The sequence below is a fragment of the Kitasatospora azatica KCTC 9699 genome (assembly GCF_000744785.1).
Taxonomy (GTDB): domain Bacteria; phylum Actinomycetota; class Actinomycetes; order Streptomycetales; family Streptomycetaceae; genus Kitasatospora; species Kitasatospora azatica.
In genome coordinates this window covers 553684-566597 of sequence record NZ_JQMO01000002.1, presented here as the reverse complement: position 1 = coordinate 566597, position 12914 = coordinate 553684, and the positions used below count along the sequence as shown (strand labels likewise).

7 protein-coding genes are annotated in these 12914 nt (G+C 71.9%); all 7 read right to left on the bottom strand.

The features are described from left to right. Positions 1-63: 63 nt before the first annotated feature. Complete coding sequence (locus BR98_RS02945; protein WP_035839726.1) at positions 64-2181, bottom strand: beta-galactosidase; 2118 nt, start codon at positions 2179-2181, stop codon at positions 64-66. Between the two features lie 67 nt (positions 2182-2248). Next, positions 2249-4084, bottom strand: a complete 1836-nt coding sequence (locus BR98_RS02940) for a cellulase family glycosylhydrolase (protein WP_324606651.1) — start codon at positions 4082-4084, stop codon at positions 2249-2251. Further along, on the bottom strand, positions 4081-5592 hold the full coding sequence (locus tag BR98_RS02935; RefSeq protein ID WP_035839724.1) for a glycoside hydrolase family 43 protein: 1512 nt from the start codon (positions 5590-5592) through the stop codon (positions 4081-4083). The genes BR98_RS02940 and BR98_RS02935 overlap by 4 nt, the downstream gene beginning before the upstream one ends. A gap of 99 nt (positions 5593-5691) precedes the next feature. Next, complete coding sequence (locus BR98_RS02930) at positions 5692-7458, bottom strand: cellulose binding domain-containing protein (protein ID WP_051969239.1); 1767 nt, start codon at positions 7456-7458, stop codon at positions 5692-5694. A gap of 166 nt (positions 7459-7624) precedes the next feature. Beyond that, entirely contained in the window at positions 7625-9763 is a 2139-nt protein-coding gene (locus BR98_RS02925; protein WP_407639403.1) for an alpha-galactosidase, read from the bottom strand. Positions 9764-9800: 37 nt separating this feature from the next. Continuing rightward, a complete protein-coding gene (locus BR98_RS02920) occupies positions 9801-11786 on the bottom strand; it encodes a beta-galactosidase (protein ID WP_035839721.1) in 1986 nt (661 codons plus the stop codon). Then, positions 11783-12844, bottom strand: coding sequence for a LacI family DNA-binding transcriptional regulator (locus BR98_RS02915; RefSeq protein WP_035839718.1), 1062 nt, complete (start codon positions 12842-12844; stop codon positions 11783-11785). Before BR98_RS02915 ends, BR98_RS02920 begins: the two co-directional genes overlap by 4 nt. Between the last annotated feature and the right edge of the window lie 70 nt (positions 12845-12914).

Here is a 12914-nt window from a genome sequence, read left to right as displayed (position 1 = left end):
TGCGCGCACATTCTGGTCTTGTTAGCGATATCTAGCTGCCATTGATGGGATGTATGTCGCGGCTCAGCCCGCGACGAAGACCCGGACGTCCCAGGGACCGAGCCGCACCGAGGAGTCCGCCGGGAGAGGCGTGCCGTCCAGGACGTCGGTCAGGTCGACCGGGACCCGGACCTCGGCGGACTGCCCGCTCCAGTTGTGCACAACGTGCACGCGGCGCCCGTCCGCACCGGTGCCGGTGGTCGCGGTGACGGAGACCGGGAGGTCGCGCCAGCCGCTCACCGGAGCCGGGGCCAGCCAGCCGGCCAGCGCCTTGGCGAAGCCGCGCCCGGGCGCGGTGCCCACGTAGGTGATCCGGCCCGCACCGTGGCGGCGGGTGGTCGCGGCCGGCCAGCGGCCGAAGTGCGGGTGCTCGTACTCGGCGAGCACCGTGGCGTCGGTGGCGGTCAGTCCCTCCACCCAGTGGGTGGCGGTCGCGTCCTGGGGCAGCGTCAGCTCACTGCCCAGGGCGGGGCGGACCGGGAGCGGTGCCGACAGGTTGCTGAACTCGTCGTACCGGACGCCGGCTGCCGCGGCCAGCCGCGGCGGAGCGACCTCGTGCCTGGCCCGGGCCTCCTGGTCGGCGTAACCGGTGCGCGGGCCCAGCACCAGGTGGCCGCCGGCCTGGGCGTAGGCGGCGAGCCAGTCCAGCAGCGAGTCCTCGGCCAGGTAGAGGGCGGGGACGACCAGCACCGGGTGGCGCTGCGCCGCCAGCTCGGGGGCCACCCCGTCCCGGCCGCCCCGGGCGTCGTGCAGCTGGCGGGCGTGCAGGATCCGCACCTGGCGGCCGGCCTCGAAGGCGCCGCGGTAGAAGGGGTCGAGGATGCGGTGGTAGGAGGACGGGTCCGGGCTGCCGTCCGGCCCGGCCAGCGGCGGGTACTTCTGCATCAGCCACTTGCTGGGCATCGAGTAGACCATCGCGATGTCGGCATCGGGCTCGATCCCGGCGACGAGCGCCCCCGCCGTCTCGAACTCGGCTCCCAGGCGGGCGAGTTCGGCGTAGACCCGGCCGGGCTTGCCGCTGTGCGGCAGGATTCCGCCCCAGTACGTCTCGGTGCCGAAGTGCAGGGTGTGCCAGTGCCAGTACTCGATCATCTGCGCACCACGCGCGACGAAGGCCCAGGCGGCCTGCCGCCACTGGCCGTCGAAGGCCGGCCGGTTGTCCGAAGTTCCGCTGATCGCCTGTGCGTTGGTCTCGGTGATGAGGAACGGTTCCTGCCGCGAGGAGAAGATCCGGTCGGCGCTCTGGTACAGGGCCCAGACGCCGGTGGTCTTCCACTGCTGCTCGTGTTCGTCGGGCGTCGGATCGGGCAGCGCGAGGGAGTCCTGCATGTCGTAGTACGGGTTGCCCGCGGTGACGTCCAGGGCGTCCGTCAGCTCGTCGTCCTCGACCGCCGGGTGCCCGTAGGCGATGCAGGTGGTGACGAACTGGTCGGGGTGGGCGTACTCGCGCACGATGCTCGCCTGCCAGGCGATGAACTCGGTGACCTGGCGCGCCTGGAAGGCCCGCCAGGCGACGTCGTACTGCGGCTGCTGGTTGCCGTCCGGCTTCCACAGGTCGGCCCAGTCGGTCAGCCGGTGCGACCAGTAGACCAGGCCCCACTCCCGGTTGAGGGTGGCCACGTCCCCGTACTCGGCCCGCAGGTGGTCGACGAAGCGCTGGAAGACGCCGTGGTTGTGCGGCAGGTGCAGACCGGGCTCGTTGTCCACCTGGTAGCCGATGACGGCCGGATGCTCGGCGTAGCGGGCGAGGATGGCCCGGGTCACGCGTTCGGCGTGGAAGCGGAAGGCGGCATGGGTGAAGTCGGCCTCCTGGCGGCTGCCCCAGCCCATGCGCTGCCCGGTGGACCGCTCGATGGCGATCTCCGGGTACAGGCGGGCCAGCCACGGCGGCACGGCGTACGTGGGGGTGCCGAGCACGACCGAGATCCCGCGCTGGTGGGCGGCGTCCAGGGCGGGCTGCAGCCAGTCCAGGTCGAACCGGCCGTCCTCGGGTTCCCAGGTGGACCAGACGGACTCGCCGACCCGGATGACGGTGAACTTCGCCTCCACCATCAGGTCGAGGTCTTCCTTGAGCCGCTCGTACGGCTGGTACTCGGGGTAGTAGGCGGCGCCGAACAGCACGCGCGGGGGCAGCGGGAACATGGGTGAACCTCGGGACGTGAGAGAGCCCGGCTGCCGGGGTCGGCAGCCGGGCGGGGGAGGAGTGGGGTCAGGAGGCGGTGCCGGTCACCGTGGTGCCGGACTTGGTCACCTGGTAGCTGACGGTGGCGCCGCTCCAGAAGTGGAAGGTCAGCGTGGCCGGCGTGCCGTCCTTGAGCGCGTTGAGGAAGTCGGGCTTGAGGACCAGGGCGTTGCCCGCGTAGTCCGGGGCGAAGGCCGAGTTGAAGGCCTGGAACGCGGTCCAGCTCGCCGAGCCGGCGTTGGTGCCGTCGGCGTACTTGGCCTCCATGGTCGCCAGCTGGTCACCGTGGAACTGGGTGGGGATGTTGAGCCCGGTGGTGGTTCCGGTGGCGTCGGAGACCACCGGCTTGTCGGAGGAGATCACGTGGAGCTGCCAGGGCAGGCCCTGCGAGTAGGTGATCCGCAGGGTCGAGTTCACGCCGTAGGCGCGGTCGCCGGCCAGCCGGGTCAGCGCCCGGGAGGTCAGGGTCAGCTGGTCGCCGTTCACGGTGTAGTCGAGGTAGGGGATCAGCGGCCGGTCGCCCTGCCACAGCCCGGTGAACCACTCCCCGTTGCGGTTGAGCGTGATGGTCTGCGCCGGGATCGTGCCGGACTTCGGCACGAAGAGGTTGTCGGTGGAGGCCGTACCCGAGCGGGTGGTCCAGGAGGTCTTGATCAGCGCCATCAGGTCGGGCTCGCGCCAGGTCAGGTTGGTCCGGTCCAGGTAGTTCCCGTCGTCCCACAGGGCGGTGGTGACGCCGTTGAGTCGGGCCTGGTAGTTCACGTCCTCGTAGTACTTGAGCAGCTCGCCCTGCTCGACGGTGCCCGAGTTGGGCTCGCTGAGCAGTCCGTACTCGCCTATGTAGACCGGGATGCCCTTGGCGACGAACTCGTCGTGGACCAGGGCGAAGTTGTCGGCCTGGAACTTCTGGTACTGGGCGGAGAAGGTGGTGCCGCCCGCGATGTTCACGCTGAACGGGTAGTAGCCGTAGTAGTGAACGGTGGCCACCAGGTTCTTGTCGTGCAGCGAGGCGATCTCGGCGTTCAGGTCGTCCATCAGCGGCTGGGTCGAGCTGCAGCCCTGGGTGGGCAGGACCAGCAGGCGGTCCTTGTTGCCCCCGCCGGAGTTGCGGACGATGTTGAAGAACGAGGTGTTGAGCTCGTTCATGTACTGGGTCTTCTGGGCGTCGGTCGCGTTGTTGAACTGCGGCTCGTTGACGCTCTCCAGCAGCAGCTTGCGCGGCTCGTCCTTGAACTCGGCGGCGAGCTGCTGCCAGGTCGAGTTGTACCGCGCCATCACGTTGTCGTGGTCGGTGGCGATACTGGAGATCCACTGCCAGGAGTCGTGGTGGACGTTCAGCTCGACGTAGAGGCCGTCGGCCAGGGCGTAGTCGACCACCTGCTTGACCCGGGCCAGGTAGGTCGCGTCGACGGTGTAGGGCGCGGTGGTGGACTGGTGGTTCGACCAGGTGACCGGGATCCGGACGCTGTGGAAGCCCTGGCCGCGCAGGTAGTCGAAGAGCGCCTTGGTGGTGAGCGGGTTGCCCCAGGAGGTCTCGTCGGGGATGGCGTCCAGGGTGTTGCCCAGGTTCCAGCTGGGCTGCATGGCGGCGACGGCGGCCATCGGGTCGCGGGGGGCCGGTCCGAAGGCGGCGCCGGACCAGTTGCCCTGGTTGTCCTGATTGCCCTGGTTGTTCTGGTTGCCCTGGTCGGCGAAGGCGGTGCCGCTGGCCAGACTGGTCGTGGTGAGCAGTGCCACCAGTAGGCCGGCCGACCGGCCGAGTCGGCGGCTGCGCGGCCGTGCGGTGCGCTGGGTGTCGTTCATGGTGAGGTCCTTCTCGTGAGTGGTGGGGGTGGTGGCGTGGTGGGACTGACGCTCGGTCACGACGACGGCTGCGGCTCGTAGTCGAACCAGTCGAAGTGGACGGTGCCGGCGGCGGCGTACATGCCGACGACCCGGCCGGTGAAACCGCCGGCCACTTCGGTGGACAGGTAGCGGCCTTCGAGGGTGCCCAGCACGGTGAAGGTGCCGTCCGGCTCCTCGATGCCGAAGGAGAGGAGATCGGGGCCGCTGCGCGCCTCCCGCGGCGGGTCCTGGACGATGTCGACCCCCAGGACCACCGGACCGGCCGGCAGCGGCCGGGCCGCCACCTCGGTGCGCAGCGGTCCGATCCGGGCGAAGACCTTCACCTGCTGGGCGTCGGCCTCGATCTCGTAGTGGTGCTGCTCGTCCAGCCGCACGACCAGGCCGCCGCGACCGGCCGCCGGGTCGAGCAGGGTCCGCACCCGGCAGGACAGGTGCTGCTGGCGCCGGCCGACGAACACCAGGTCGGGCTCGTCCGGGGAGGCGCCGGCGGCGTGCAGGGTCAGCCAGCCGGAGCGCTCCTTGGTGGTGCACAGCTCGGCGGGCCGCTCGCGCACCGAGATCCAGCGGGGGTGCAACTCGGCCTCGTCGAAGTCGTCGCGGGCCGGCGCCTCGGGGACGGGCGTCAGCGGCCAACCGGGTGCGGGCATCTCCAGCGACAGCTCGCCGACCACCGGCCAGCCGTCCACCCAGCTCACCGGCACGAGGAAGGTCTCGCGGCCGAGCACGTGCCAGCCGGGGGTGCCGCCGCCGGGGCGGACACCGAGCAGCACCATCCACCAGGAGCCGTCGGGGCCCTGGACCAGGTCCGCGTGGCCGGTGTTCTGGATCGGGTGGTGGGTGCTGCGGTGGGTCAGGATCGGGTTGGCCGGGCACGGCTCGAACGGGCCGGTAGGCGATTCGGCGCGGGCGATGGAGACGCAGTGGCCGCGCTCGGTGCCGCCCTCGGCGATCAGCAGGTACCAGTGGTCGCCGATCCGGTACAGGTGCGGCGCCTCGGGGGCCTGCGCGCCGGGCGCGCCGGACCAGGTCTTCTCCGGCTCGCTCAGCGTCTGCCCGGTCACCGGGTCGAGGCGCAGCTGGGAGATGCCGGCGACGGTGCACCAGCAGGTGCCGTCCTCGTCCCAGGCCAGGTCGGGGTCGATGCCGGGAACGCCGGGCAGCGGCAGCGGGTCGGACCACGGGCCGGCTGGATCGGTGGCGGTGAAGAGCACGTTGCCGCTGGAGCCCACGTTGGTGACGATCAGCCAGAACCGGCCGTCGTGGTGGCGCAGGGTGGGCGCGTAGATGCCGGCGGAGGAGGGCATGTCGCGTGGCAGGCGCAGCTGGCTCGGCCGGTCCAGGGCGTTGCCGATCTGGGTCCAGTTCACCAGGTCGCGGCTGTGGAAGACCGGGATGCCGGGGAAGTACTCGAAGCTGGAGTTGACGAGGTAGTAGTCCTCGCCCACCCGGCAGATGCTGGGATCGGGGTGGAACCCGGGGATCACGGGGTTGCTGACGGCGCCGGTCGCCTGGGGCTGGCCTGACACGGGGTCACATCCTTTTAGGGACACTGTCTTTCGAGGGCTGTGCTTCGGGGCGGTGCCCCGGCGGTTAGGGGCTGCCGGGGCACCACGGGTCGGGCTGGTTCAGCCGATCGCGCAGGACGCGCCGTTGAACCAGAAGGCGGGCGGGTCGGCATCACTGCTCGACCAGCTGGACTGGAAGACGAACGTGACGCTGCCGCCTTGGGGGAGGGCAGCGTTGGAGGACAGGCTCGCGGCGTTCACGCCGGGGCCGCTCTGGGTCACCGTGGTGCCCCAGGAGTTGGTGATCTTGTTGTCCCCGGCGAAGTTGAAGCCGAGGTCCCAGCCGTTGACCTGGCCGAGGCTGTTGTTGGTGACGGTGACCGTGCCGACCATGCCGCCCGGCCACTCGTTCTTGTTGTAGACGACCCGGCAGGGCGCGTTGGTGGGGTGCATCTGCACGACCGCGATGCCGTAGGCCGGCACGGTCTGGGCAGTGGCGCTGCCGGTACTGGTGGACCCGATCGAGCTCGCGTTCTTGAGGTAGGAGTAGACGGTGGGGGTGGCCGAGGACGGGGTGAACCCGGCGTAGGACAGGTTGACGCTGGCGCTGTTGTTGGGGTCCTTGTTGATCAGCATGACGTCCACGTCGCCGTTGGCGCGGCGGACGGCGTGCGCGGAGACCAGCGAGTTGGAGCTCGCGGCCTTGACCAAGGTGTCGCCCGGTGCGCCCAGCTTGGTGATCATCTGGGTGCCGTAGTAGGCCGGGAAGGGGCGCTCCAGGGTCCCCTCGCAGGGCGAACTGGAGACCATGCCGTAGTCGTTGAAGTCGGTGGCGCCGTCCACGGTGGTCGACCCGGAGCAGTCGGTGCCGTTGCGCAGGGCCCACCAGTCGATGTTGAAGGCGCCGTTCTCCATCCAGGTGAGGTAGGTGTCGGGGGTGAAGAGGCCGTTCGGGGCGGTGTCGCGGTAGCTGGTGGCGTTGGCCTCGGTCACCGCGATGCCGACGTTGGAGGCGTTGCTGCCGGCGTACTGGTTGATCAGCGAGCGCACGGTGCCGGCGATGTTCGGGATCAGCGCCTGCGGCTTGCCGAGCAGGTCGGCCTCGCTGGTGCTGCCCGGGTAGGTGTGCACGATCACGAAGTCGATCTTCGAGCCGGCGATCGACAGGACCGTGTGGTTCCAGTCCATCGAGTCGCCCGGACCGACGATGCTGTCCGGCCAGCCGCCGGGGGTGGTCAGCACGGCGCCGATCTTGATGTTCGGGTCGACCGCCTTCATCGCCGAGACGTACTGCACGAGGTTGTTGGCGTAGGTGGTGGCGCTGTGGCTGCTGTGGGTGTCGTACTCCCAGCCGTTGCCGTTGCTGTACTCGCCGTTGCCGTAGACCTCGTTGCCGACCTCCCAGTACTTGATGCCGTAGCCCTTGGTGCGGTTGGCGTACTGGACCCAGGCAGCGGCCTCCTGGGGGGTGCCGGAGCCGTAGTTGACGGTGATGATGGGCTGCGCGCCGGCCGCGCGCGCGGTGCCCATGAAGGCGTCGAAGCCGGTGTTCGGGGCGACGTAGGCGCCGCCCGAGGCGGTACCGGACTGCCAGTGGTAGACGTCGGAGTGGCTGCCGCCGGGGTAGCGGACGGCACCGATGCCGGCGGTGCTGAGCAGGCCGGAGGTGTCGGAGGCGTTCATCTGGGCGTCGAAGACGGCGACGTTGGTGCCGACGCCGGTGTTCGGGATGACGGCCAGCTGCTGTGCGGCGTCGACCGACACCGACACGGTGGTGGTGGCCACCGCGGGCGGGGCGGCGGCGGTGGTGGCGCCGGCGAACGCCAGGGTCAGGGTCGCGGCGAGCGCGACCGTGCGGCTACTGGTGGGATGGAACGACCATCTCATGTTGTCCCTCCATGGGGATGGCGTTGAGCGGTGATTGGGTGGTGTGGAACTCCCGTGATGTGGAACGGTGGGCCCGGTTCGATCTCGGCCCTCGGGCGCGGACTGTGCTGGCGTGTCGGCTCCGCGACGGCCGGGGGAGCCCGGGCCCGCAGCTGGTGACGCATCGTCAGTCTCCTTCCGGGTCGGTGCGGATGAGCTCGAGCAGCAGAGCGGATGGTGCGGTGGGCAGGGTCAGGACCAGCTCGGCGCGGTCCGGGTGCCAGCTGCTGACGGCGTCTGAGGCGGCCGGGTAGAGCCGGTCGGCGCGCACGTCGGCGCCGAGCAGGTGGGGGAGGTGGAGGGTCGTGGTGGTCCCGGCGCCCGGGCGGCGCCAGACGGTCAGGTAGGTCGTGCTGGGGGCGAGCAGGGCCAGCGCGATCCACGGGTCGTCCCAGGCCGGCAGGCCGAGCGGCCAGGCCGGCACGGCCTGCGGCAGGTCGGCGCGGACGGACTTGTACACGGCCACCGCCTCGTGCACCAACGCTCGGGCCTGCGGCTCGAGTTCGGCGAGCCGTCCGGAGAGGTGGATCCGGCCGAGCAGGGCGTTGGCCATGGTGAAGGCCACCTCGTCGAGCGAGTCCGAGGGCTGTGGATAGGCCCACACGGCGCCCTGCTCGGGAGTGACGGCGGTGGGTGCGGCGGCCGCGATGGGCGCGTACAGCAGCAGGTCCTGCTGGTCGCTGGTGGACTGCAACTGCAGCCGGGAGAGCAGGGCCTGGTCCATCCGCATGCCACCGGAGGCGCAGTTCTCCACCACCAGGTCCGGGTGCCGGTCCAGGATGCCGTCGAGCCAGTCGAGTTGAGCTCGGTTGTGGCCCAGCAGGCCGGCCGCCGGGACCTCCCCGGGGTGGGTGCTGGTGCCCGAGCCGGGATCGGTGTTGTGGTCGAGCTTGAGGTAGCCGACACCCCACTCGTCGACCAGGCGGTCCACCACGCGGTCCAGGTGGGCCCGGGCGGCGGGGTGGCGCAGGTCGAGGTGGTACCGGCCGCCGCCCTCTTCGACGCGCTGCCCCTCGCGGCGGAAGAACGCCTCGTCCGGCAAGGACTTGGCCACGGGGCTGGACACGCCGACCGCCTCCGGCTCCAGCCAGAGCCCCGGGACCATGCCGCGCTCGCGGATGCGGTCCAGGACCTCGTGGATCCCGTCCGGCCCCGGGAAGCGGGTGGCCGAGGGCTCCCAGGCCCCGACGGTGGTCCACCAGCCGCCGTCCTCGTCGTCGTACCAGCCGGCGTCGATGACGAAGTACTCCGCCCCGGCCTCGGCGGCGGCGTCGACCAGGGGCAGCAGCTTGGCCGTGGTGGGGTCGCCCATCAGGCAGTTCATGTAGTCGTTGAAGACCACCGGAAGCCGCTGGTGGTCCGTGTGGGGCCGGCGGACCAGCCGCCGGTAGCGGGTCAGGGCGGCGAAGGCGAGGTCGGGGCCGCCGTCGTGAGCGAACGCCATGGCCACCGGCACGGTGCGGAACTCCTCGCCCGGCGCCAGGGCGTGGCGCCAGCCGTGGTCGGTGTCCTCGGGGCCGAAGAGCGCGGCGTAGGCGGTGTCGGCGCGCTCCCCGCACTCCCAGCGCCAGCCGCCGCCGTTGTGCTCCAACTGCCAGACCCAGCTGCGACCCGACCGACGGTCCGTCAGCCCGCCCATCGGCAGCTGCCCGCAGCTGGACCAGACGCCGTGCCCGGCCAGCACATGGGTCCCGCGGCCGGCGCGGAAGTCGAACGGGCCGCGGAACGCGGGTGAGGTGGCGCGCAGCGGGCGGCGCTGCCAGCGGCACTCGGCGAACCAGTCGTTCTCGGCCCACAGCAGGTCCGCGCTGTCCAGGTCGGCCGGGTCGCCGCCGGTGAGGCAGCCGACCACCAGGGAGCTCACCGACTCCAGGTGCACCGCGCTCTGGCCCTCGTTGCGAACCAGCACCTGACTGCGCAGCACCGGCAGGCCGTCGGGCGAGCGGTACCGGACCTGCACGGCCAGACCGGTCCGCGGGTCGTGCAGGTCGACGGTGAGCACGTGCCAGTCGCCGTCGCGGGTCGCGTGGTGGGAGCGGTGGCGCAGCCGGGCACCGATGGTGGTGTCGATCAGGTGCCGGCCCGACCAGTGGCGGCCGTGACCGGCCGCCGTCAGCTCCACCAGCGGCAGCGCGGCGCCGGGGCGCGGGTCCTGGACGGCCTCGCCGGGCGCGCCGAGGTGCGCCAGCCGGGCGGCGCCGTCTTCGCCGAGGGAGATCTCCAGCTCCAGGGCCTGGTGGCCCCACCGGATGCTGTTAGCGCTCACAATCGTCCTCGCAAGGGGGGTTGCGACGGTGGGGGGATCAGTGCGCGCGCAGTACGGCGCAGCCGCCGGGCGCGAGTTCGTTCGCCTGAGCACCCGTCAGCAGGTCGTGGGCGGACTCGGGCAGCGGAACGGCCTCGGCGCGGTGGTTGATCAGCACGTGCCAGCGGCGGCCGTCCGAGGCGTGGCGGGTGACGGCCTCGACGCCGGCGGGCAGGCCCGGCAGCTCCGGGACCACGCCGCTCTCCGCGATCAGGCGGGCCGCCAGGGCGGCGTAGCCGGTGTCGTCCAGCCGGGTGGAGAGGTACCAGGCCTGGCCGGCACCGAAGCGGTGGCGGGTGAGGGCGGGGCCGTCCGCGAGCATGCCGTGGGTGTACGCGGCGACCGTCTGCGCGCCCTCGGTGCGCAGCGACTCGCTCCAGGCGGTGGCCCGCGAGCCGTCGGAGAGGGCGATGTGCTCGTCCTCGCGCAGCGGGCGGTACTCCTCGACCCGGACGCCGAGCGCCTCGCGCAGCGGCGCGGCCGGGTAGCCGCCGAGGCGGGCGTGCATCCGCTCGTCGACCGCGCCCGCGGTGTGCTGGACCAGCAGCGTGCCGCCACCCTCGACGTAGCGGCGCAGATTGGCCGCGCCGGCGTCCGAGAGCAGCAGCAGGGCCGGGGCGAGGACCAGGCGGTAGTCACTCAGGTCCTGCTCGGGGTGGGCGAAGTCCACCGTGACCCCGGCGTCCCACAGCACCCGGTGGGCGCGGCTCAGCGTGGCGTGGTAGTCGAGCTCGGTCGACGGCAGACCGTCGACGTCCATGGCCCACCAGGCGTCGGAGTCGTGCAGGACGGCGGCCCGGGCCCGGACGGTGGAGCCGGCGAGCTCGCCGAGGCGGGCGACGGCCTCCCCGACGGCCTCGACCTCCCGGAAGATCCGGCTGTCCGGCCCGGCGTGCGGGACCATCGCCGAGTGCCACTGCTCGGCCCCGGCCCTGGACTGGCGCCACTGGAAGAACAGTGCGCCCTCGGAGCCGCGGGCGATGTGGCCCAGGGTGTGGCGGAGGATCTCGCCCGGCTCCTTGGCGAGGACGCGGCCCTTCGCGTAGACGGTGTTGGTGCCCTGCTCCATCAGCAGCCAGGGCGCCCCGCCGCCGAAGGAGCGGGCCCGGTCGGCGCCGAAGGCGGTGTCGGCGGCGGCCCCCACCCCGGGCTCGGTGGGGTAGTGGTCGACGGTCACCAGGTCGACCTCGCGGCCGAAGGCCCACAGGTCCAGGTTCTGGTAGCCCGGCAGCATCAGGTTGGTGGTCACCGGCCGGTCGCTGTGGGCGCGGATCGCGTCGCGCTGCTCGCGGTAGGCGGCCAGCGTCTCGTCGGACCAGAACCGGCGGAAGTCCACCAGCAGGCCCGGGTTCTGGTGCCACTGGGTGGCGCGGGGCGGCAGGACCTGCTCCCACGAGGTGTAGTGCTGGCTCCAGAAGGCGGTGCCCCAGGAATCGTTGAGGGCGTCGAGCGAGCCGTGGCGGGCGCGCAGCCAGACCCGGAAGGCGGCCGCGGTGTGGTCGCAGTGGCACAGGGTCACGTACTCGTTGTGCACGTGCCACAGGGCCAGCGCCGGGTGGTCGCCGTAACGCTCGGCCAGGGCGCCCGCGATGCGGCGGGCCGCCAGGCGGTAGGCGGGCGCCGCCACGCAGTAGGTGTCCCGGCTGCCGTGGGTCAGCCGGGTCCCCTCGGGGGTGACCGGCATGGCGTCGGGGTGGGCCAGGGTGAACCAGGGCGGCGGGGAGGCGGTCGGGGTGGCCAGGTCGACGGCGACGCCGGCCGCGTGCAGCCGGTCGAGGTGGCCGTCGAGCCAGCCGAAGTCGTAGCGCCCCTCCTCGGGTTCGAGCAGGGCCCAGGAGAAGACGCCGACCGTGGCCAGGTTGACCCGGGCCCGGCCCATCAGCTCGTCGTCCTCCTTCCAGACCTCAGGGCCCCACTGCTCCGGGTTGTAGTCCCCGCCGAAGGCGAGACCGCCCAGGCGGTCCGTCAGCCGACGTGTCGTCATGTCGAAGGCTCCTTGGTGGCCGTGGTGGCGGTGGCCCGGTGCGGGGCCGGTGCGGTGCTCTCGCGGATCACCAGTTCCGGTGACAGCAGGAGCAGGTCGTCCTGCGGATCGGCGCCGTCGGCCGCCGCGTCGATCCGGGCCATGACCTGCTCGACGGCGACCTGACCGAGTTCCTTCCTCGGCCCGGTCACGGCGGTGAGCCGAGGTGCGTACTGCTCGGCCAACTGGTCGGGACAGATCGCGACGACCGAGGCGTCCTCCGGGACGGTCCGCCCGGTGGTGCGCAGCAGGCTGAGCAGCGGTCCGATCGCGCCCTCGTTCTGCACCACGAATCCGGTGGTGCCGGGGCGGTCGGAGAGGATCCGGGCCAGCGCGCCGGCGGTGCTGTCGTAGCTGCCTTCGCAGGGGCGGTGCAGGAAGCGCAGGCCGCGCTCCTGGGCCCGGGCCGTGAAGCCGGCCAGGGTGCGTTCGGCGTAGCCGGCGTGGCGCTGGTAGACCTGCGGCGCGTAGCCGATGAAGGCCACGTCCCGGTGGCCCAGGTCGGCCAGGTGGTCGGCGCACAGCGCGCCGGAGGCGGCGAAGTCGTGGTCGACGCAGGACAGTCCCGACGGGTTGTCGGGCAGCCCGATGAGTGCGGCCGGGGTGCCCTGGGCGCGCAGCACCGGGATGCGGTCGTCGTCCAGCCTGACGTCCATCAGGATCACGCCGTCCGCCAGGCCGCTGGCGGCCACCCGGTGCACCCCGTCGGGGCCCTCGTCGTTGGTGATCAGCAGGACGTCGTAACCGTACTGGCGGGCCGTCACGGTGACCGCGATGGCGATCTCCATCATGGTCGGCACGTAGACCTCGGTGTGCAGCGGGACCACCAGGGCGATGATGTGGGAACGCTTCCCGGCCAGGGCGCGCGCGCCGGCGTTGGGGTGGTAGCCGAGGTCGGTGATGGCCTGTTCGATGCGTTGCCGGGTCTGCGTGGAGATCGAGCGCTTGCCGCTGAGCGCGTAGCTCACCGTGCTCGACGAGACGCCCGCGTGCCTGGCCACGTCGGCGAGTGTCACCATCACTCCTGCTTCCTTCGTTGGGATCCTGGGGGCGGTTCCTGCCGTGCGGTTCGGGGAGTCGCGCGGCAGG

What these genes read in the sequence shown, in the direction of transcription:
- BR98_RS02945 (WP_035839726.1), bottom strand. Translation starts at nt 2,181, where the DNA reads ATGTTCCCGCTGCCCCCGCGCGTGCTGTTCGGCGCCGCCTACTACCCC.
- BR98_RS02930 (WP_051969239.1), bottom strand. Translation starts at nt 7,458, where the DNA reads ATGAGATGGTCGTTCCATCCCACCAGTAGCCGCACGGTCGCGCTCGCC.
- BR98_RS02920 (WP_035839721.1), bottom strand. Translation starts at nt 11,786, where the DNA reads ATGACGACACGTCGGCTGACGGACCGCCTGGGCGGTCTCGCCTTCGGC.
- BR98_RS02915 (WP_035839718.1), bottom strand. Translation starts at nt 12,844, where the DNA reads ATGGTGACACTCGCCGACGTGGCCAGGCACGCGGGCGTCTCGTCGAGC.